This window comes from Pseudomonas sp. KT_2_4 (assembly GCF_041410225.1).
Classification (GTDB): Bacteria; Pseudomonadota; Gammaproteobacteria; order Pseudomonadales; family Pseudomonadaceae; genus Aquipseudomonas; species Aquipseudomonas paracarnis.
In genome coordinates this window covers 3603754-3624042 of the sequence record NZ_CP166962.1, presented here as the reverse complement: position 1 = coordinate 3624042, position 20289 = coordinate 3603754, and the positions used below count along the sequence as shown (strand labels likewise).

General features: G+C 60.9%; 17 protein-coding genes. 11 read left to right on the top strand and 6 right to left on the bottom strand.

Annotation, left to right across the window (positions count from 1 at the left end; translation table 11 throughout):
* Window positions 1-36: 36 nt before the first annotated feature.
* Window positions 37-525, bottom strand: coding sequence for an Lrp/AsnC ligand binding domain-containing protein (locus AB9N64_RS16860; RefSeq protein ID WP_003176896.1), 489 nt, complete (start codon window positions 523-525; stop codon window positions 37-39).
* A 156-nt stretch (window positions 526-681) separates the two neighbouring features.
* On the opposite strand from AB9N64_RS16860, the gene dadA reads away from it, so the two are divergent.
* The 6 genes from dadA to AB9N64_RS16830 all read left to right on the top strand — a co-directional run bounded on the left by dadA (window position 682) and on the right by AB9N64_RS16830 (window position 6781).
* Window positions 682-1983, top strand: coding sequence for a D-amino acid dehydrogenase (gene dadA / locus AB9N64_RS16855; protein ID WP_014720473.1), 1302 nt, complete (start codon window positions 682-684; stop codon window positions 1981-1983).
* The gene (locus AB9N64_RS16850) at window positions 1955-2308 is read left to right on the top strand and encodes a RidA family protein (RefSeq protein ID WP_014720472.1); all 354 of its coding nucleotides are present in this window, start codon (window positions 1955-1957) and stop codon (window positions 2306-2308) included. Before dadA ends, AB9N64_RS16850 begins: the two co-directional genes overlap by 29 nt.
* 80 nt (window positions 2309-2388) lie before the next feature.
* Window positions 2389-3462 carry an alanine racemase gene (alr, locus tag AB9N64_RS16845; protein ID WP_137270699.1) on the top strand — a complete coding sequence of 358 codons (1074 nt, stop codon included), beginning with the start codon at window positions 2389-2391 and terminating at the stop codon, window positions 3460-3462.
* A gap of 116 nt (window positions 3463-3578) precedes the next feature.
* Window positions 3579-4127, top strand: coding sequence for a cupin domain-containing protein (locus tag AB9N64_RS16840; RefSeq protein ID WP_014720470.1), 549 nt, complete (start codon window positions 3579-3581; stop codon window positions 4125-4127).
* Between the two features lie 182 nt (window positions 4128-4309).
* Window positions 4310-4720 (top strand): cytochrome c5 family protein, encoded by a 411-nt coding sequence (locus AB9N64_RS16835; RefSeq protein WP_019819811.1) that lies wholly within the window; start codon window positions 4310-4312, stop codon window positions 4718-4720.
* A gap of 138 nt (window positions 4721-4858) precedes the next feature.
* The gene (locus AB9N64_RS16830; RefSeq protein ID WP_014720468.1) at window positions 4859-6781 is read left to right on the top strand and encodes an acetyl-CoA hydrolase/transferase C-terminal domain-containing protein; all 1923 of its coding nucleotides are present in this window, start codon (window positions 4859-4861) and stop codon (window positions 6779-6781) included.
* Window positions 6782-6897: 116 nt separating this feature from the next.
* Here the strand turns inward: AB9N64_RS16830 and AB9N64_RS16825 are convergent, their stop codons facing one another.
* On the bottom strand, window positions 6898-7470 hold the full coding sequence (locus AB9N64_RS16825) for a xanthine phosphoribosyltransferase (protein ID WP_003195447.1): 573 nt from the start codon (window positions 7468-7470) through the stop codon (window positions 6898-6900).
* Window positions 7471-7528: 58 nt separating this feature from the next.
* Window positions 7529-9538, bottom strand: coding sequence for a DNA helicase Rep (gene rep / locus AB9N64_RS16820; protein WP_371359545.1), 2010 nt, complete (start codon window positions 9536-9538; stop codon window positions 7529-7531).
* 266 nt (window positions 9539-9804) lie between these two features.
* Between rep and AB9N64_RS16815 the strand changes: the two genes are divergently transcribed.
* The gene (locus AB9N64_RS16815; RefSeq protein ID WP_020302860.1) at window positions 9805-11469 is read left to right on the top strand and encodes a bifunctional diguanylate cyclase/phosphodiesterase; all 1665 of its coding nucleotides are present in this window, start codon (window positions 9805-9807) and stop codon (window positions 11467-11469) included.
* A gap of 64 nt (window positions 11470-11533) precedes the next feature.
* Here the strand turns inward: AB9N64_RS16815 and AB9N64_RS16810 are convergent, their stop codons facing one another.
* Window positions 11534-12937 carry a NorM family multidrug efflux MATE transporter gene (locus AB9N64_RS16810; RefSeq protein WP_019819813.1) on the bottom strand — a complete coding sequence of 468 codons (1404 nt, stop codon included), beginning with the start codon at window positions 12935-12937 and terminating at the stop codon, window positions 11534-11536.
* A 152-nt stretch (window positions 12938-13089) separates the two neighbouring features.
* Here AB9N64_RS16810 and AB9N64_RS16805 point away from each other — a divergent pair, with 152 nt between their 5' ends.
* Window positions 13090-14010, top strand: coding sequence for a LysR substrate-binding domain-containing protein (locus tag AB9N64_RS16805; RefSeq protein ID WP_014720465.1), 921 nt, complete (start codon window positions 13090-13092; stop codon window positions 14008-14010).
* A 176-nt stretch (window positions 14011-14186) separates the two neighbouring features.
* A complete protein-coding gene (locus AB9N64_RS16800) occupies window positions 14187-16163 on the top strand; it encodes a methyl-accepting chemotaxis protein (protein ID WP_014720464.1) in 1977 nt (658 codons plus the stop codon).
* A 27-nt stretch (window positions 16164-16190) separates the two neighbouring features.
* On the opposite strand, the gene AB9N64_RS16795 is transcribed toward AB9N64_RS16800, so the two are convergent.
* Together AB9N64_RS16795 and AB9N64_RS16790 are read right to left on the bottom strand one after the other, a co-directional pair.
* Window positions 16191-17687, bottom strand: a complete 1497-nt coding sequence (locus AB9N64_RS16795) for a YifB family Mg chelatase-like AAA ATPase (RefSeq protein ID WP_019819814.1) — start codon at window positions 17685-17687, stop codon at window positions 16191-16193.
* 155 nt (window positions 17688-17842) lie between these two features.
* The gene (locus AB9N64_RS16790) at window positions 17843-18106 is read right to left on the bottom strand and encodes an accessory factor UbiK family protein (protein ID WP_003195432.1); all 264 of its coding nucleotides are present in this window, start codon (window positions 18104-18106) and stop codon (window positions 17843-17845) included.
* A gap of 423 nt (window positions 18107-18529) precedes the next feature.
* On the opposite strand from AB9N64_RS16790, the gene glnK reads away from it, so the two are divergent.
* Window positions 18530-18868 (top strand): P-II family nitrogen regulator, encoded by a 339-nt coding sequence (glnK, locus tag AB9N64_RS16785; RefSeq protein ID WP_002555808.1) that lies wholly within the window; start codon window positions 18530-18532, stop codon window positions 18866-18868.
* A 34-nt stretch (window positions 18869-18902) separates the two neighbouring features.
* Window positions 18903-20240 (top strand): ammonium transporter, encoded by a 1338-nt coding sequence (locus AB9N64_RS16780; RefSeq protein ID WP_020302863.1) that lies wholly within the window; start codon window positions 18903-18905, stop codon window positions 20238-20240.
* The last annotated feature ends 49 nt before the right edge of the window (window positions 20241-20289 follow it).

The window sequence follows — 20289 nt, the reverse complement described above, 5'->3', positions numbered from 1 at the left end:
GCCAGCTCCCACATTTGACCGTGTTGTGTCAGTGGGTCAGTCAGGGATCGGCAGGTTCAGGCTTTCTTTCACCTCTTCCATCACGATATAGCTCTTGGATTCGCGCACATGGGGGAGTTTGAGCAGGATATCGCCCAGCAATTTGCGGTACGAAGCCATCTCCGAGATTCGCGCTTTCACCAGGTAGTCGAAATCACCCGACACTAGATGGCACTCCAGCACGTGAGGCAGTTTCAGCACGGCTCGGCGAAATTCTTCAAAGGTGTCACCCGACTTGTAATCCAGGCTGATCTCGACAAATACCAGCAAACTTCCCTTCAAATGCTGGGGATTGAGCCGTGCGTTGTAGCCCATGATGATCCCTTCGCGCTCCAGGCGCCGCACGCGCTCGGTGCAGGGCGTGGTGGACAGCCCGACCTTTTCCCCCAGCTCCGTGAACGAGATGCGCCCGTCGGTTTGCAGGATGCGCAGGATATTGCGGTCGATCTTGTCCAGCTCCCGTTTGGTCTGGGTGTTGGTACGCATAGGGGATACGCCTCTGTCAAAAGGGTTTTTGCCAAGAATTGTCGCCAAATATAGGCATTTATATAGTGAAATGCACTGTCGATTGTTTTTTACACTGCGCTCATCATTGCTCGAATAACACACGTCAGCGGCCAAGCCCGCGATGAGGATATAAAAATGCGCGTTCTGGTCTTGGGTAGCGGCGTCATTGGGGTGACCAGTGCCTATTATTTGGCGCGGGCCGGCTTTGATGTCGTGGTGGTTGATCGTCAGCCTGCCGCTGCCATGGAAACCAGTTTCGCCAACGCCGGCCAGGTCTCCCCTGGGTATGCTTCGCCCTGGGCCGCGCCGGGTGTGCCACTCAAGGCGATCAAGTGGCTGTTGCAACGCCACGCGCCGTTGGCAATCAAGGCCACTGCTGATATCGACCAATACCTGTGGATGGCGCAGATGCTGCGCAACTGCACGGCCAGCCGCTACGCGGTGAACAAGGAACGCATGGTGCGCCTGTCCGAGTACAGCCGCGACTGCCTCGACGAATTGCGCGCCGAGACCGGCATTGCCTACGAAGGGCGCAGCCTCGGGACTACCCAACTGTTCCGCACCCAGGCCCAGCTCGATGGCGCCGCCAAGGACATCGCCGTGCTGAAAGAGTCCGGTGTGCCGTTCGAATTGCTCGACCGCGCCGGCATTGCCCGGGTTGAACCGGCTCTGGGCAGCGTCACCGATATCCTCGCGGGTGCCTTGCGCCTGCCCAACGACCAGACGGGCGATTGCCAGATATTCACCACGCGCCTGGTCGACATGTGCAAACAATTGGGCGTGGAATTCCGCTTCGAACAAGACATCCAGCGCCTGGACTACGCAGGCGACCGCATCAACGGTGTGCTGATCGACGGCAAGCTGGAAACCGCCGACCGCTATGTACTGGCCCTCGGCAGTTACTCGCCCAAGTTACTCAAGCCATTGGGCATCAAGGCGCCGGTGTACCCGCTCAAGGGCTACTCGCTGACCGTGCCGATCACTAACCCGGCAATGGCGCCGACCTCGACCATTCTCGATGAAACCTACAAAGTCGCGATCACCCGTTTCGACAACCGTATTCGCGTCGGTGGCATGGCTGAAATAGCCGGTTTTGACCTGTCGCTGAACCCGCGGCGACGTGAAACCCTGGAGATGATCGTCAACGACCTTTATCCTCAGGGCGGCGATCTGGCCCAAGCCAGTTTCTGGACCGGCCTGCGCCCGACCACCCCAGACGGCACGCCGATTGTGGGTGCCACGCCGTTCAAGAACCTGTTCCTGAATACAGGCCACGGTACCCTCGGTTGGACCATGGCCTGTGGTTCGGGTCGCTTGCTGGCCGACCTGATGGCGAAGAAAACGCCGCAGATCAGCGCCGCAGGCCTCGATATTTCCCGTTATGGCAACCACCAGGAGTCCGCACAACATGTCAATCCAGCGCCAGCTCACCAATGAGCGCATGAGCCAGATCGTTGTCCACAGCGGTACCGTGTACCTGGCAGGGCAGGTAGGCGACGACATGAGCGCCGGGATTGAACAGCAAACCCGTGAAACCCTGGTCAATATCGAGCGCTTGCTGGACTTGGCCGGTACTGACAAGTCCAGGTTGCTGTCGGTGACGATCTACCTGAAAGACATCGACGCCGACTTCGCCGGCATGAACGCGGTGTGGGACAAGTGGCTGCCCAAAGGCGTCGCCCCGGCCCGCGCCACTGTGCAAGCTAAGCTGTGCGAACCCGAGATACTGGTAGAGCTGTCTGTCGTGGCCGCGCTGCCTTAACAAAGATCCCTCTCCCGGTGCCGACGTCGTTGGTCTGCACCGGTTTTTTTATTGACTTTGCTGCCTAGAAGCCTGCCGACATGCGTCCAGCCCGTGCCCTGATCGATCTCCAAGCCCTGCGCCATAACTACCAATTGGCCCGAGAAGTCACCGGGGCCAAGGCCCTTGCCGTGATCAAGGCGGATGCCTACGGTCATGGCGCGGTGCCCGTGGCCCAGGCACTGGAGGCGCAAGCCGACGGGTTTGCCGTGGCGTGCATCGAGGAAGCGCTGGAACTGCGCGCCGCCGGCATTCGTGCGCCGGTGTTGCTGCTGGAAGGTTTTTTCGAGGCCGACGAGCTGCCGCTGATCATCGAGCAGGATTTGTGGTGCGTGGTGCATTCGTTGTGGCAGTTGGAAGCCATCGAGCAAGCTCGTTTGAGCAAGCCGCTGACAGTGTGGCTGAAGCTGGACTCGGGCATGCACCGTGTGGGCCTGCACCCCAAGGATTACCAGGAAGCGTATCAGCGCCTGCTGGCGAGTGGCAAAGTGGCGAAAATCGTGCTGATGAGTCATTTTGCCCGCGCCGATGAGCTCGATTGCGTCAGCAGCAACGAACAAGTAACGGTGTTTGAGGCGGCGCGTCAGGGGCTGGCGGCTGAGGTCAGCCTGCGCAACTCACCGTCTGTATTGGGCTGGCCGAGCGTGTCCAGCGACTGGGTGCGCCCCGGTATCATGCTTTACGGCGCAACGCCCTTTGGCGAAGACCAGGCCCTCGCCGCGCGCTTGCAGCCGGTGATGACCCTGGAATCCAAAGTCATCTGCGTGCGCGAGTTGCCAGCCGGTGAGCCGGTGGGCTATGGCGCCAGGTTCGTCACGCCCAAGCCGATGCGCATCGGCGTGGTTGCCATGGGCTATGCCGACGGTTACCCGCGCCATGCGCCTACCGGCACACCGGTGCTGGTCGCTGGCCAGCGCAGCCGGCTGCTGGGGCGCGTGTCCATGGACATGCTGTGTGTCGACCTCACCGACTTGCCCCAGGCGGGCCTTGGTTCCACCGTAGAGCTGTGGGGCAAGCACATCCTCGCCAGCGATGTGGCCGTGGCCGCCGAGACCATCCCTTATCAGATTTTCTGCAATCTGCGCCGAGTGCCAAGGCTCTATAGCGGCGCTTAGCCGCCGGCAACGAACCGAGCACGCCGGGATTTAGGCCCAAGTGTTGTAAATACTGAACGCTGTCGCCATGATAACGCTCAATTACAACAAAGCCTGAATCCTAGGAGGCTCCTGCATTGGACGTCGGCGAACGACTGCAATCCATCCGTAAACTCAAAGGTCTTTCCCAGCGTGAGCTCGCCAAGCGTGCGGGCGTCACCAACAGCACCATTTCGATGATCGAGAAAAACAGCGTCAGCCCCTCGATCAGCTCCCTGCGCAAGGTGCTGGGCGGTATCCCCATGTCCATGGTCGAGTTCTTTTCCGAAGAAGTCCTCCAGGAAATACCGACGCAGATCGTCTATAAAGCCAATGAGCTGATCGACATCTCTGACGGTGCCGTCACCATGAAACTGGTGGGCCGGGCGCGCCCAAGCCGGGCCATCGCATTTCTCAATGAAATCTACCCTCCGGGTGCCGACACGGGCGAAGAAATGCTCACTCATGAAGGCGAAGAAACCGGAATTCTGGTGGAAGGGCGCCTGGAATTGGTGGTCGGCCTTGAAACTTTTGTGCTCGAAGCGGGCGATAGCTACTACTTTGAAAGCACCAGGCCTCATCGTTTTCGCAATCCGTTCGACGTGCCGGCGCGACTAATCAGCGCAGCCACACCCGCGAACTTTTAAGAATAGAGGCGCCCTGCCAGCGTTGCAGAGGTTCCCGCAGCTGTACACCGTGAGGCCGAATCTCCCTTTATTTAATAGGGTTGTTTCGGCCAGGCGGGCTAACCGTTATACTTTCGCCGCCTGCGAAACCGTGGCCGCAGGCGTGAATAGCCACCATTGAGGGTGAACGCGTGAACCTAATTATGAAAATGCTGGCTGCACCAGCAACCGTACTGGCCCTATGGGCTGTCAGCGCTCAAGCTGCGACCAATGATGACATTGCCAAGCGCCTGGAGCCTGTGGGCCAGGTTTGCGTCCAGGGCCAGGAATGCAAGGGCATGGAAGTTGCCGTGGCAGCCGGCGGCGGCGGCGCGAAAACCCCCGATGATATCATCGCCAAGCACTGTAACGCGTGCCACGGCAGCGGCCTTTTGGGTGCGCCAAAAATTGGCGACACCGCCGCATGGAAAGAGCGCGCCGACCATCAAGGTGGCCTCGATGGCATCCTGGCAAAGGCCATCACCGGTATCAACGCCATGCCGCCCAAAGGCACCTGCGCTGATTGCTCGGACGACGACCTCAAGGGTGCGATCAAGAAGATGTCCGGGCTGTAATCGGTCGATCTTCGTCAAAAATGCCGCTTACGAGCGGCTTTTTTGTGCCCGCGATTTGGTATTCAGGCTGTTCATTGCAGCAAAGACCCGGCAAGCTCGGTCCAACCCCTAATTCATGGAATGTTCGGGAGCAGTCGGATGGTGCAGTTGTGTTCAATCGAGCAAGCAGTTGACGACGTACTGGAGCGCCTGCCGGCGCATATCCACATGGGCATGCCGCTGGGGCTGGGCAAGCCCAACCTGTTCGTCAACGCCCTGTACCGGCGTATCGCAAAGTTGCCCGAACGGGCGCTGACGCTTTATACCGCGCTGAGCCTGGGTCGGCCTACGCAGGGTGATGGTCTTCAAAAGCGCTTTCTCGAACCCTTCATCGAACGGGTGTTTGGCGACTACCCCGAACTGGATTTCCTCGCGGACCTGCACAGGGGCAGCCTGCCGAAGAATATCCGTGTGCAGCAATTCTTCATGCAGCCCGGTAGCCTGCTCCACAGCGCCGCGGCGCAGCAGGATTACGTCAGCAGCAACTACAGCCATGCGGCCCGCGACATCAATGCCGCCGGCCTGAACCTGGTGGCGCAATTGGTTGCCAGTAGCAGCGAGCATCCCGACCGCCTGAGCCTGAGCTGCAACCCGGATATCACTCTCGACCTGCTGCCCATGATCGCCAAGCGCCGCGCGGCCGGGGAGACCATCCTGGTCGTCGGCCAGGTCCATAGCGATTTGCCCTACATGCCTGGCGATGCCGAGTTGGGCATGGATGAGTTCGACTACCTGCTGGATGAAAAAGACAGCACCACGTTGTTCTCCACCCCGAATATGCCGGTGGGCTTTCAGGATCATTTTATCGGCCTGCATGCCAGCACCCTGGTGCGTGATGGCGGTACGTTGCAGATTGGCATCGGCTCCATGGGCGATGCCCTGACGGCTGCCCTGCTGGCGCGCCAGGCCGACAACGAAGCCTATCGCCTGTTGCTCACCGACTTGGATGTGTACCAGTGGGCACCGTTGATCAGCCGCGAAGGCGGCGTTGAGCCGTTTGCCCGTGGCCTTTACGGTTGCAGCGAGATGTTCGTCAACGGCCTGCTGGTATTGGCCGATGCCGGGATCGTGCGGCGCAAGGTCTACCCGGATGTGGCGACCCAGATGCAGGCCAACGCGGGCACCCTGGACGACGCGGCGCAACCTGATGGCGTGTCGATTCATGGCGGTTTCTTCCTGGGACCGCGCAGTTTTTACCAGCGCCTGCAGGAAATGACCCATGCCAAGCGCCAGGCATTCAACATGACCCGCATCAGCTACATCAACGAGCTGTACGGGCAGGAAGAACTCAAGCGCCTGCAGCGCCTGGATGCTCGGTTTATCAACAGCGCCATCATGGTCACCTTGCTCGGTGCTGGCGTGGCTGATCAGTTGGAAGACGGTCGCGTGCTCAGTGGTGTGGGCGGGCAATACAATTTCGTGGCCCAGGGGCATGCGCTGGAAGGTGCACGCTCAATCCTGATTTTGCGCAGCTGGCGTGAGTCGGCGGGTGAGGTCAGTTCCAATATTGTCTGGGAGTACGGCCACTGCACCATTCCCCGGCACCTGCGGGATATCGTCATTACCGAATACGGTATTGCCGACTTGCGCGGTCAGACGGATGCCAAGGTGATCGAAGCGTTGCTGAACATCACTGACTCAAGGTTCCAGCACGACTTGATTGAGCAGGCGCAAAAGGCCGGCAAACTGCCCAAGGATTTCCAGTTGGATCCGCGTTTTGCCGACAACACGCCAGAGCGGCTTCAGGCGATTCAGGCCAGGCATCGTCGCCTGTTCCCGGAATACCCCCTGGGCAGCGACTTCACGAATGAAGAGCGGGATTTGTTACGAGCGCTGAACTGGCTCAAGAGCAAATTCAAGCTCACGGAAATTCTGGAGTTGGGCAAGGCGGCACTCGACGCGCCGGAGCCGGAGGCGTTTCCCGAGCATTTGCAGCGGATGCGCTTGGATAAGCCGGAGGGCATCAAGGAAGACCTGTATCAACGCTTGCTGCTGGCCGGACTGCAGGCCACCGCCCACTGACAGCGCAACGCAAAAGCTAATGTGGGAGCTGGCTTGCCTGCGATGAGGGCCTGTCAGTCGACATCTCTGTCGACTGACACACCGCTATCGCAGGCAAGCCAGCTCCCACACAGTGATTACTCGATAAAGGTCACGACACCACCGGCCAGCGACTTCACCCGCGCCAGCGACTCAACCCGATAACCCTGTGCATCCAGTTCTGCACGCCCACCCTGGAACGACTTCTCGATCACGATGCCCAAACCGGCGACGGTCGCGCCGGCCTGCTTGATGATCGAGATCAGCGCCTGGGACGCCTTGCCGTTGGCCAAAAAGTCATCGATCACCAGCACGCGGTCGCTGCTGGTCAGGTGGCGCGGGGAGATCGCCACGGTGCTTTCGGTTTTCTTGGTGAAGGAATACACCGTGGCCGACAGCAGGTTTTCCGTGAGGGTCAACGACTGCTGCTTGCGGGCGAAGATCACCGGCACACCCAGGTTCAGCCCGGTCATGATCGCCGGGGCAATGCCCGACGCTTCGATGGTGACGATCTTGGTGATGCCCGAATCCTTGAACAGTGCGGCGAACTCGTCGCCGATCAGTTTCATCAGTGCCGGGTCGATCTGGTGGTTCAGAAAGGCGTCAACCTTGAGGACCTGATCGGAAAGCACGATGCCTTCTTCGCGAATTTTCTTGTGCAGTGCTTCCACGGAAAGCTTCCTCTAATGGCGCGTTGTGCGCCGAAAGTAGATTAAAAAGTAGTCGATTCTAGCGCTTTAACATCGCGCGTATGTCCGCCAAGGCGGTGTTGCCGCGAACGGCCTTCACCTCGGTGGGCGTGTCGTCATTGCCTTCCCAGGCCAGATCGTCCGGCGGCAGTTCATCCAGGAACCGGCTGGGGGCACAATCGATGATTTCACCGTATTGCTTGCGCTTGGCGGCAAAGGTGAAGGCCAGGGTCTGACGTGCGCGGGTAATGCCCACGTAGGCCAGGCGGCGTTCTTCCTCGATGGTGTCGGCTTCGATGCTGGAGCGGTGCGGGAGGATTTCCTCTTCCATGCCCATGATGAACACGTAGGGAAATTCCAGCCCCTTGGAGGCATGCAAGGTCATCATCTGCACGCCTTCGGCGCCGTCTTCCTCTTCTTGCTGGCGCTCGAGCATGTCGCGCAACACCAGCTTGCCGATGGCGTCCTCGACGGTCATCTCGCCGTCTTCGTCTTTTTCCAGGGTGTTCTTCAGCGCTTCAATCAGGAACCAGACGTTGCCCATGCGGTAATCCGCGGCCTTGTCGCTGGAACTGTTGGTGCGCAGCCAGTTTTCATAGTCGATGTCCATGACCATGCTGCGCAAGGCGCTGATCGGGTCTTCGCCGGCGCACTGCTCGCGCACCTTGTCCATGAAACGCTTGAAGCGCGACAGGCGATCGGTGAAGCGCGTATCCAGGTGTTCGCCCAGGCCTATTTCGTCGGTGGCGGCATACATGGAAATCTTGCGTTCGGTGGCGTAGTTACCGAGCTTTTCCAGGGTGGTGGAGCCGATTTCCCGGCGTGGCACGTTGATCACGCGCAGGAAGGCGTTGTCGTCGTCCGGGTTCACGATCAGCCGGAAGTAGGCCATCAGGTCTTTGACTTCCTGGCGTCCGAAAAAGCTGTTGCCGCCCGACAGGCGATACGGCACCTGGTGATGCTGCAATTTCAGCTCGATCAGCTTGGCCTGGTAGTTGCCGCGATACAGGATCGCAAAGTCGCTGTAGGGCCGGTCGGTGCGCAAGTGCAGGCTGAGGATTTCCACGGCCACGCGCTCGGCTTCGGCGTCTTCGTTGCGGCAGCGGATCACACGGATCTCGTCGCCATGGCCCATCTCGCTCCACAGTTGTTTTTCAAACTCGTGGGGGTTGTTGGAGATCAGCACGTTGGCGCAGCGCAGGATGCGGCTGGTGGAGCGGTAGTTCTGCTCCAGCATCACCACTTTCAAGGAGGGGTAGTCTTCCTTGAGCAGCATCAGGTTTTCCGGGCGGGCGCCGCGCCAAGCGTAGATCGACTGGTCGTCGTCGCCCACTACGGTGAACTGGTTGCGCGTACCGATCAGCAACTTCACCAGCAGGTATTGGCTGGCGTTGGTGTCCTGATATTCGTCCACCAGCAGGTAGCGCACCTTGTTTTGCCACTTCTCCAGGATGTCCTTGTGCTCTTGGAACAGCTTGACCGGCAGCAGGATCAGGTCGTCGAAGTCCACCGCGTTGAACGCCTTGAGCGTACGCTGATAGTGGGTGTAGACGATGGCGGCGGTCTGCTCCTTGGGGTTGCGTGCGGCCTCCAGGGCTTCGGCGGGCAGGATCAGGTCGTTTTTCCACGAGCCGATCATGTTCTTGATTTCGTCTACGCCGTCGTCGCCCGCGTATTCCTTCTGCATGATGTCGGTCATCAGGGCCTTGACGTCGGTCTCGTCGAAGATCGAGAAGCCGGGCTTGTAGCCCAGTCGCACATGCTCCTTGCGGATGATGTTCAGGCCCAGGTTGTGGAAGGTGCACACGGTGAGGCCGCGGCCTTCGCCGCCTTTGAGCAGGGTGCCGACCCGCTCTTTCATTTCCCGTGCCGCCTTGTTGGTGAAGGTCATGGCGACGATGTACTGGGCGCGGATGCCGCAGTTCTGGATCAAGTGCGCGATCTTGCGCGTGATCACGCTGGTCTTGCCGGAGCCTGCACCGGCGAGCACCAATAGAGGGCCGTCGACGTAGTTCACGGCTTCTTGCTGCCGGGGATTGAGTCGGGACATACGGAATTTTAGGGGTCGTTGTTCAAAAGGGCGGGCATTTTAACAGGCTGGAAAGATTCTGCTGCCATAGAACGACGGTGTGACGTACCACTCGATCTAAATTTGCCGGTTTTGCTACTTTGCCGCAGGATGTGGAGGAATATCCGAGACGATTATTTACAGTCTGCGTATTTGATAACACCTATCATTTGTCATCCTTTGTCATTGTCAGGCCGCACGTCATAATGGCACCGCTAATGAAATTTTGCAGAGTCTAGGGAGTTAGCGTGTCTACGCCTGTCGAACCCTTGCGTTTGCTGCTGCTGGCCGATGAGCCTGAGTGGGCAGCGTTGTTGCGCGAGTGCCTGGCGCCGATGGGCGAAGGGGCTGTGCTGATCAGTGCGCCCAACTGGGACTCGGTAAGCCGCCTGTTCGATGACGACCAGGGTGCTGTGTTATTGACCACGCCCAGCCTGCAGCCAGGCCCTGGCCGGTGCAGCCTGCCGTGTGTATTGCTGCTGGAGCAGGAGCCACTGGTGTCGCCGCTGGGTGTCAGCGATTGGTTGGTGCTGGAGGCATTGGACGCCGACACATTGCGCCGCTGCCTGCGCCATGTGCGCGAGCGCGGCGTGCTGGAGAATACCTTGCAGCGCCTGGCCGAGCAGGACCCGCTCACCGGTATTGCCAACCGTCAGGGCTTCCAGACCTTGCTCGCTGCACGCTTGGCCGACAATGACGGCCGTGGCCTGGCCCTCGGTCATCTGGACCTAGACAATTTTCGTCATGCCAACGATGCCCTCGGCCATCAGGCGGGCGACCGGTTGATCCTGCAAGTGGTGTCGCGGCTCAAGAGCCAGCTCGAAGCCGGGGACCAACTGGCGCGCCTGGGCAGCGATGAGTTTGCCTTGTTGATCGATACCCGCCGGGCGCCTCAGCGCGCCGAGTGGATGGCCGAGCGCATCACCGAAGTGATGGCCGAGCCCTACTGGGTGGATGGTGAAAGCCTGTTGATTGGTTGCAGCCTGGGTATGGCCCATGCTCGAGCCCGCGCTGGCGCCGACCCGTTGATGTGGCACGCCCATATCGCCATGCAGCAGGCCAAAAGTACCCAGGGCTGCACCTTCCATATCTTCAATGAGCGCATCAACCGCAACGCCCGCAGCCTGGCCGACCTGGAAAGTGAACTGCGCCGGGCTTTGCGTCGCGATGAGTTGGAGCTGCATTACCAGCCGCGCCTGGACCTGGACGACGGTCATATCGTTGGCCTCGAAGCCCTGGTGCGCTGGCGTCACGGCGAGCGCGGCTTGTTGCCGCCCAGCGAGTTCGTGCCGCTGGCCGAACAGAGTGGCTTGATCGTGCCATTGGGCTACTGGGTCATCTCCCGAGCCCTGCGCGACATGCAAGACCTGCGTGAACGCGGCCTGCCGCCGCTGCACATGGCGGTCAACCTGTCGTTTCGCCAGTTCCAGGACAGTCAGTTGCTGTCTACCCTCAGCCGCCTGATTGCCGAGCGCGGCGTGGAAGCGCAATGGCTGGAGTTCGAATTGACCGAAACCGCCGTGATGCGCCGCAGCGACCTGGTCAAGCAGACCATGGACGCCCTTGGCCGGCTGGGTGTGCGGTTTTCCCTGGATGACTTCGGCACCGGTTTTTCGTCGTTTGTGCACCTCAACAGCCTGCCGATTGCCTTGTTGAAGATCGACAAGAGCTTTGTCGGCGGCATGGAAGAGCGCGAAGAAAACCGCAAGCTGGTGCACGCCATGATCAACCTGGCCCACAACCTCAATCTGGAAGTGGTCGCCGAAGGCGTGGAAACCCCTGAGCAACTTGAACTTTTGCGCTTGTTTGGGTGCGATCAGGTCCAGGGTTACCTGATCAGCAAGCCGTTGCCGTTGCCGGAGCTGGTGGAATATCTGCTGTTTGGTCAAAGCCAGCAGGCGCTGTTGGGCTAAGCCTTCAAAGTGGTTCAAATGTGGGAGCAGGCAAGCCAGCTCCCACATGGACCGCGTGCACTCGCTAGTCAGGCAGTGCCGCTTGGAAACCAACAGGAGCATCTGGCTCCTGCCGAATCATCCGCTTCATCTTCGCCTCAAACGCCCAGGTCAGGCTCACCGCCGCACACGCCAGGCCCAGTGCCAGGCCCCACCAGACGCCGGTGGGCCCCCAGCCCAGGGTGAACGCCATCAACCAGGCCGACGGTGCGCCAATCAGCCAATAGCAACCCAGCCCCACCAGGAAGGTGGTCTTGGCGTCCTTCAAACCCCGGATACAACCCATGGCGATGGTCTGCACACCGTCGAACAATTCGAACCAGGCGGCGACGGCCAGCAGGCTCACCGCCAGGACGATGACGTCATGGAACGCCGGGTCGTCATGGTCGAGGAACAGCCCGATCAGTGGGTCGGAAAACAGCCACAGCACTGCTGCGAATCCCAACATCACCATGGCCCCGAATCCTATGCCGACTCGCCCGGCCAGGCGTGCCATCAGCAACTGCCCGGCGCCGTAATGCTGGCCGATGCGCATGGTCACCGCGTAGGACATCCCCGCCGGCACCATGAAGGCCACCGAGACAATCTGCAGGGCGATCTGGTGCGCCGCCAACTGCGTGCTGCCCATGGTGCCCATGCACAACGCCGCAAAGGCAAACAACCCGACCTCTACCGCATAGGTGCCGCCAATCGGCAGGCCCAGGCGCCACAGCTCGCGCAGGTAATGGGTATTCAGGCGCAGCAGGCCGGTGCCCAGCGGGTAAGCGGCGTAGGCCCGGTTGCTGCGGATGTACCACATCAATGCCAGCGCCATGCCATTGGCGACGATGGCAGTCACCAGGCCGATGCCCATCAGGCCCAGTTTCGGCAGGCCGAACATGCCTTCGATCAAGGCATGGTTGAGCAGGTAGTTGACCACGGTGCCGCACAGGCTGATCACCATCACCGGAGTGGCCTTGCCGATGGCGCTGGTAAAGCCGCGCAGGGCCATGAAGCTCAGGTAGCCGGGCAGGGCAAAGGGCAGGATCGTCAGAAATTGCCCGGCTGCTTGCACGTTGGTTTCGGTCTGGCCGAACATCAGCAGTACCGGCTTCAAGTTCCATAACAGCAACGCCGCCGCCAGCGCCATCAACCACGCCAGCCACAGCCCGGCCTGGGTCAGGCGGGTGGCGCCGTCGATATCGCCCGCGCCATGGCGAATGGCGACCAGGGTGCCCACGGCTGCGATCACGCCGATGCAGAAGATCGCCACGAACGAATAGCTCGCCGCGCCCAGGCCGCCGCCTGCCAAGGCCTCGGGGCTCAGGCGCGCCATCATCAGGGTGTCGGTCAGCACCATCAGCATGTGCGCCAACTGTGAGGCAATCAACGGCCCCGACAGCCGCAGAATGGCCCAGAGTTCGGTACGTGCCGGATGTTGCATGATCATCACACTCGAATAGTCAGGAAGGTGGGGAAGGGTTGATTCTCGGCGCATTCAGCGCATTGCACAAAAGGATAAAAGCGATCGTTGGCATGATTAAAACTCATGCTTGAGCGATTCTGGTAGGGTTTCCAGATTGCGCAGTCGGAGCTTTCAGAATGTCCCGTCGTCTTCCTCCTCTTTATGCCTTGCGGGCATTTGAAGCCGCCTCCCGGCACCACTCCTTTACCCGCGCGGCTGAGGAGTTGTCGATTACCCAAAGTGCGATCAGCCGGCATATCCGTACGCTCGAAGATTATTTCGCCTGCCGATTGTTCCAGCGCAGCGGTCGCACATTGCAGCTCACGGAAGCGGCGCGGTTGTTGCTGCCTGGCGTACGGGAAGGCTTCGCTGCCCTGGAGCGTGCTTGCCATACCTTGAATGCCGAAGATGACATCCTGCGTATGAAGGCGCCGTCCACCTTGACCATGCGCTGGCTGCTGGCGCGGTTGAGTCGCTTCCGCGCATTGCAGCCAGGCAATGAGGTACAGCTCACCAGTGCGTGGATGAGCATCGATGAAGTGGACTTTAACCAAGAGCCGTTCGACTGTGCAGTGTTGCTCAGCAACGGGCACTTTCCGGCGGACTGGGAGGCCAGTTATCTGTTTGCGGAAATGCTGATCCCGGTGGGAGCGCCGAATCTGTTGGACGACGGTCCCTGGGACGTGACGCGGCTGGCAACCGCCGAACTGCTGCACCCGACCCCGGACCGCCGCGACTGGCGTTACTGGCTGCAGCGCATGGGGTTGTCATCTCACGTTTCACTCAAGGGTGGGCAGGTGTTCGACACGCTCGAGCTGGGCATGATCGCTGCGGCGCGGGGCTATGGCGTCTCCATGGGTGACTTGCTGATGGTGGCCGAAGACGTGGCGCAGGGACGCTTGAGCCTGCCGTGGCCCACGGCGGTCGCCAGTGGGGAAAGCTACTACCTGGTGTGGCCGAAAACTCGCCCGGGCGGGGAGCGTTTGCGACGGCTGGCGGAATTTCTTCAGGGCGAAGTCAAGGCGATGGAATTGCCCCAGGTTGAACGCCTCGATTGAGTAGGGCCGGACCGGGTGTGCAATCGTTTGCGGGATACCCCTGTGATTCGCTCAAGTATTGCCAAATGCCGCCGAAGAAGGAGGTTGGAACCATCGTGCATCAACGTTTCCCACTAGATAATTTGCCGAGCAGCGCTATGAGATCAGGATGATCCTGGCCTCGGCCAGGAGCTGTCATGTCTCAACCTCGTGCCCGGATTGCCTCCCAGTTAGGCCTTGCACTCGCCGTGATTCTCGCTGTCGTCATCAGCGGCAGTACGGTCTTTGCCTTGCGTACCCTCGACTCCGCCAACCTCGCCACCCGCGAGGAACACCTGGCCAGCGAGGCGCGTCTGCTCGCCGACCAACTCAACACCTTCCACAGCACCTTGCGCGAAAGCACCCAGCGTTTGAGCGGGCTGTTTGAAAAGCGCTTCGGCGCCGGCTTGAGTGTACGTGCGGACCAGCCCGTGGCCGTGGCCGGCGTGCAGACGCCAAGCCTCTACCTGGGCAACGAGGTATTGAATAACAACTTCGAAGAGGTGGATGAGTTCAAGCAGATGTCCGGCGGCGTGGCCACGGTATTCGTGCGCAGCGGCGACGACTTTATCCGCGTCAGCACCTCCCTGACCAAGCAGGATGGCAATCGCGCCATTGGCACCGTGCTCGACCGTCAGGGCGCGGCCTACCAGCGCGTTGTGGGCGGCCAGACCTACATCGGCCGTGCCGTGTTGTTCGACCGCTCCTACATGACCCAATACAGCCCCGTGCGTGACAGCAGTGGCCAGGTCATCGCCGTGCTGTTCATCGGTTTCGATTACACCGATGCTCAGAACGCCCAGTTTGAAAACCTCAAGCGCTTCCGTATCGGTCAGACCGGCTCCCTCGCGCTGCTCGATGAGCAAAAGCACTGGCTGGTGCCGCCGGCTGGCGTGCAAGCGCCGGATCAGGCGATTGCCGTGATGCTCGACCTGGCGAAAAAGCCGGGCGCAGGCCGTTTCTGGAGCGACAAGAACGAAGATTTCTATAGCGTATCGGTGCCGTTCGAAGGCGGCCCTTGGGCGGTGGTAGCGAGCATGCCCAAGGCTGAGATTCGCGCAGTGACCTGGGAAGTCGGCATCCGCCTGGTGATCGGCAGTGTGTTGGCGATGTTGCTGGCAGTGGGCGCCACGGTGTGGCTGTTGCGCAGCAAGCTGGCGCCATTGAGCGAGCTGGTGCGCCAGGCCCAGGCGCTGGGCGCGGGCGATTTGAGTGCGCGCCTCAACGTTTCCAGCCATGACGAAATCGGCCAGTTGGCGCGCAGTTTCAACCAGATGGGTGAAGCGCTGTCGACCATGGTGTCGCATATCCGTACCGCGGCCGAACAGGTCAACAGCCGCGCACAGGCGTTGTCGGGCCTATCCGGTGGTGCCTACGAAGGCATGGAGCAGCAGTCCGGCGAGATCACCAGCATGGCCGGTGCGGTGGAAGAGTTCAGTGCTACCTCGCTGAACATTGCCGACAACATGGGCAACACCGAGCGCCTGGCCCAAGAGAATGCCCAGCAAACCCGTATCGGCCGCACCTCGATGCAAGAAGCGTCATCGTCCCTGGAACATATCGCCACTGCGCTGAACAGCACCGCTGCAGTGATCAACACCCTGGGCCAGCGTTCCCAGGAAATCGGCGGGATCGTCGGCGTGATTACCGCCATCGCCGAACAGACCAACCTGCTGGCGCTCAACGCCGCCATCGAAGCCGCCCGCGCCGGTGAGCAAGGCCGTGGTTTTGCCGTGGTCGCCGACGAAGTGCGCAATTTGGCTTCGCGCACCCGCCAGGCCACCGATGAAATCTCCGGCATGATCCAGAGCATCCAGCAGGAAACCGGCAACGCCATCAGCACCATGGAACACGGCAATGCGCTGATGCAGGAAGGCTTGTCGCGCAACGCTGACGTGGCCTCGGCCCTGGCGCGTATCGACGAGCAAAGCCGCTCGGCCGGCCAGCAGTTCGCGGCGATCACCACCGCCACCCAGGAACAGAGCAGCACCGCGACCTTGCTCAGCAGCAACCTGCAGAGCATTGCGCTGGCCAACAGCGAGCAGCGTGAAGTGGTGTCCAACCTGGCGGTTACCGCCAAGGAGCTGGAGACCTTGGCGGCAGGCTTGCGTCATGAGGTGGATCGGTTTCGTTGAGGCACCGCCAATCAAATTGTGGGAGGCTCAACTGAGAGATGCTGGGCGGTATTGCAAGGCCTCCTTCAGATGATCACGGGTGATGGCGTCCATCTGGTCCAGGTCCGCCAGGGTGCGCGCCACCTTCAGCAGCCGATGGGCCGCCCGCAGTGACAGTGTCAGTCGCTCGCAGGCGGTCTCTAGCCAACCCTCGTCGACCTTTGGCAGCTTGCAGTGCTGGCGCAGCCCCGGCAGGTCGAGAAAAGCATTGGCACACCCCTGGCGTTGCTGTTGACGCTCGCGTGCTTCGGCTACCCGCACCGAGGCATCGGCCGTTGTATCGCCCGCCGGTTGAGTGGGGCTCAGCGCAGTGGCCTCCCGCGCGACGGTCAGGTGCAAATCAATCCGGTCCAGCAAAGGGCCGGATAGCTTGTTGCGATAACGCTGGATCTGCTCCGGCGTACACCGGCAACGCCCGCTGGGTTCGCCCATGTAGCCGCAGGGGCAGGGATTCATCGCCGCGACCAGTTGAAAGCGAGCCGGGAAGCTCACCCGGTCTCGGGCTCGGGAGATCACGATATGCCCCGACTCCAATGGTTCGCGCAGGACCTCCAGTACCTTGCGATCGAACTCTGGCAGCTCATCCAGGAATAACACCCCGTGATGGGCCAGGGTGATTTCCCCCGGTTGTGGCTTCGAGCCGCCCCCCACCAGCGCCGGCCCGGATGCCGAGTGGTGCGGCTGGCGAAACGGGCGGTTTGGCCAATGGCTCAGCGGTGCCAGGCTGACCACGGATTGGATCGCGGCCACTTCCAGTGCTTCCTGCTCGCTCAACGGCGGCAGCAAGCCCGGTAGCCGGCTGGCCAATAACGTCTTGCCGGTGCCCGGTGGCCCGCTGAAAAGCAGGTTATGCGCGCCCGCCGCCGCGATCAGCAATGCTCGCTTGGCCGCGAGTTGGCCCTGCACTTCACGCAGGTCTGGGTAAGGCTTGTTCACGTACAGCAAGCCGTCGGACCTGTAGGGCTCAATCGGCACGTGCCCATTCAGGTGCGCCACCACTTGCAGCAGGTGGTCCACCGCAATCACCTTCAACCCCGATGCCAGGCACGCCTCTTCGGCGTTGGCGCGCGGCACTATCACGGTGCGCCCGGCCTTGCGCGCCGCCAGCGCGGCCGGCAATACCCCCTTCACCGCGCGCACCTCGCCGGACAGCGCCAATTCCCCAAGGCACTCCACGTCATCGAGCATCAAGGCCGGCACTTGCACACTGGCCGCCAGGATGCCGAGGGCAATCGCCAGATCAAAACGCCCGCCGTCCTTGGGCAGGTCGGCGGGCGCGAGGTTGAGCGTGATGCGCCGGGCCGGATATTGCAGCGCCGAGTTGAGGATGGCACTGCGCACGCGGTCCTTGCTTTCCTTCACTGCGGTTTCGGGCAAACCCACCAAGGTGAGAGACGGCAGGCCATTGGCCATATGCACTTCGACAGTGACGGCTGGGGCTTCCACACCGACCTGTGCGCGGCTGTGGACAATGGCGAGGGACATGCTCGTTCCTTGAATGGGAGGGCCGCTTCCTGCGGTTTTTTCAAGGGTAGACGAGGTGGGATGGAGCGGGGCGGGGGAGGTTTTACAGAACGTATCCGGGCGGCAACGCAAAACAAGTGTGGGAGCAGGCAAGCCAGCTCCCACAACAATCGCGTTCACTCAGCAGAAGGTGGCGTCAACCGGGCTTCAAGTTCAGCCACCTTCGCCTCCAGGCTCTCCAGCCGCGCACGTGTACGAGCCAGCACCACCATCTGGCTGTCAAACTCTTCTCGGCTGACCAGGTCGAGCTTGCTGAAACCACTCTGTAGCAAAGCCTTGAACTGGCTTTCGATTTCATTGCGGGGCAGTGGGGTGTCGCCGCTGAACAGGCGAGAGGCGTGGCCGCTCAGGGCGTCGAGGAAGTCTTTGGGCGCGAGCATTGGACATATTCCGGAAAACAGTTGGCCGGCAGTGTATCACGCAGCGTCTATAGTCATTTTCACGCTCTGTTGCGCACGGTTTTCGCGCATTGGGGCGGGCGGCCGCGCACTGTTTTGATGCGCAATGCTGTCGCGCAGGCGCCCCGTAGGTGGGCACAAGCGGGCAATGGATTGATTTCAGTGGTTTTTACGGAGCTGGCAAGGTTTCTGCTTAGACGATCATGACCCATGCACTGATGCAGTCGCTGTGACGAATGCAGTGCGCCGACGGATCCGGGGTACAGGGCTCGTCACCAGTGGTTCGCTGGCGTCGCGACGGCAAATGCCGAGGCGACGATGCGTTACAAAGCCAGGCACTGCGCTTAGACTTGAGACGGGTTTGTTTTCCTGGGGCAAGTCCACCAAATTCGGGAGAGAGTTTTCATGAAGCTAGTCACTGCCATCATCAAGCCGTTCAAGTTGGACGATGTTCGCGAGTCACTGTCCGAGATCGGCGTGCAGGGCATTACCGTTACTGAGGTCAAGGGCTTCGGTCGGCAGAAGGGTCATACCGAGCTGTATCGCGGCGCGGAATACGTGGTCGATTTCCTGCCGAAGGTGAAGATCGATGTCGCCATTGACGACAAGGATCTTGATCGGGTTATCGAGGCGATAACCAAGGCGGCCAACACCGGCAAGATCGGTGACGGCAAGATCTTCGTGGTCAATCTGGAACAGGCTATTCGCATCCGTACCGGCGAAACCGATACCGACGCAATCTAAGCCGCCAAACCCCAACGCCCCAGGAGAAAACAATATGACTCTGCGTAAATTCGCAGGGCTCGGAGCCCTGCTGTCCATCGTAATGCCAAGCCTGGCCATGGCGGCAGATGAAGTGGCTGCTCCAGTCCTCAATTCCGGCGACACCGCCTGGATGCTCACTGCCACCGCGCTGGTGCTGTTCATGACCATCCCTGGCCTGGCGCTGTTCTACGGCGGCATGGTCCGCTCCAAGAATATTCTGTCGGTGATGATGCAGTGCTTCGCCATCACTGGCCTGATCAGCATCCTCTGGGTCGTCTACGGCTACAGCATCGCGTTCGATACCACCGGTATGGAACAAGGCGTGGTCAACTTCAATTCCTTCTTCGGCGGCATGGGCAAGGCGTTCCTGGCGGGTGTTACCCCGGCCAGCATCACCGGGCCGGCGGCGCTGTTTCCGGAGGCCGTGTTCATTACCTTCCAGATGACCTTTGCCATCATTACCCCGGCGCTGATCGTCGGTGCTTTCGCTGAGCGTATGAAGTTCTCCGCGATGCTGATCTTCATGGCTATCTGGTTCACCCTGGTCTACGCGCCGATTGCGCACATGGTCTGGAGCGGCAACGGCGGCCTGATGTGGGACTGGGGCGTGCTGGACTTCGCTGGCGGCACCGTTGTGCACATCAACGCGGGTGTGGCTGGCCTGGTGGCGTGCATCGTGCTCGGCAAGCGCAAAGGCTTCCCGACCACGCCGATGGCCCCGCATAACCTGGGCTATACCCTGGTGGGCGCGGCCATGCTGTGGATTGGCTGGTTTGGCTTCAACGCCGGTTCCGCCGCGGCGGCCAACGGCACCGCGGGCATGGCGATGCTGGTAACTCAAATCGCTACAGCAGCTGCGGCCCTGGGCTGGATGTTTGCCGAGTGGATCACCCACGGCAAGCCCAGCGCACTGGGTATCGCCTCGGGCGTGGTCGCCGGCCTCGTCGCCGTGACGCCAGCGGCGGGCACCGTGGGCCCGATGGGCGCCCTGGTGATTGGCCTGGTCGCCGGTGTGGTGTGCTTCTTCTGCGCGACCAGCCTCAAGCGCAAGCTGGGTTATGACGACTCCCTGGACGCTTTCGGCGTGCACGGTATCGGCGGCATTGTCGGTGCGATCCTTACCGGTGTGTTCGCTGCCCCGGCGCTGGGCGGCTTCGGCACCGTGACGGACATCGCAGCCCAAGTCTGGATCCAGTGCAAAGGCGTGGGCTTTACCGTGATCTACACGGCGATCGTGACCTACGTCATCCTCAAGGTGCTCGACATGGTCATGGGCCTGCGTGTCACCGAGGAAGAAGAGGCGGTTGGCCTCGACCTGGCGCAACATAACGAGCGCGGCTACAACTTGTAACCAGGCGAAAAAAACATGCCCGGCTTGCCGGGCATTTTTTTGCCTGGCG

Excerpts from the sequence above, each read along its gene's own strand:
- AB9N64_RS16805 (WP_014720465.1), top strand. The coding sequence starts at position 13,090 with ATGTCCCGTCGTCTTCCTCCTCTTTATGCCTTGCGGGCATTTGAAGCC.
- glnK (WP_002555808.1), top strand. The coding sequence starts at position 18,530 with ATGAAGCTAGTCACTGCCATCATCAAGCCGTTCAAGTTGGACGATGTT.
- AB9N64_RS16835 (WP_019819811.1), top strand. The coding sequence starts at position 4,310 with ATGAAAATGCTGGCTGCACCAGCAACCGTACTGGCCCTATGGGCTGTC.
- AB9N64_RS16830 (WP_014720468.1), top strand. The coding sequence starts at position 4,859 with ATGGTGCAGTTGTGTTCAATCGAGCAAGCAGTTGACGACGTACTGGAG.
- AB9N64_RS16860 (WP_003176896.1), bottom strand. The coding sequence starts at position 525 with ATGCGTACCAACACCCAGACCAAACGGGAGCTGGACAAGATCGACCGC.
- AB9N64_RS16810 (WP_019819813.1), bottom strand. The coding sequence starts at position 12,937 with ATGATCATGCAACATCCGGCACGTACCGAACTCTGGGCCATTCTGCGG.
- AB9N64_RS16780 (WP_020302863.1), top strand. The coding sequence starts at position 18,903 with ATGACTCTGCGTAAATTCGCAGGGCTCGGAGCCCTGCTGTCCATCGTA.
- AB9N64_RS16800 (WP_014720464.1), top strand. The coding sequence starts at position 14,187 with ATGTCTCAACCTCGTGCCCGGATTGCCTCCCAGTTAGGCCTTGCACTC.
- AB9N64_RS16795 (WP_019819814.1), bottom strand. The coding sequence starts at position 17,687 with ATGTCCCTCGCCATTGTCCACAGCCGCGCACAGGTCGGTGTGGAAGCC.
- alr (WP_137270699.1), top strand. The coding sequence starts at position 2,389 with ATGCGTCCAGCCCGTGCCCTGATCGATCTCCAAGCCCTGCGCCATAAC.
- AB9N64_RS16850 (WP_014720472.1), top strand. The coding sequence starts at position 1,955 with ATGTCAATCCAGCGCCAGCTCACCAATGAGCGCATGAGCCAGATCGTT.
- rep (WP_371359545.1), bottom strand. The coding sequence starts at position 9,538 with ATGTCCCGACTCAATCCCCGGCAGCAAGAAGCCGTGAACTACGTCGAC.
- dadA (WP_014720473.1), top strand. The coding sequence starts at position 682 with ATGCGCGTTCTGGTCTTGGGTAGCGGCGTCATTGGGGTGACCAGTGCC.
- AB9N64_RS16790 (WP_003195432.1), bottom strand. The coding sequence starts at position 18,106 with ATGCTCGCGCCCAAAGACTTCCTCGACGCCCTGAGCGGCCACGCCTCT.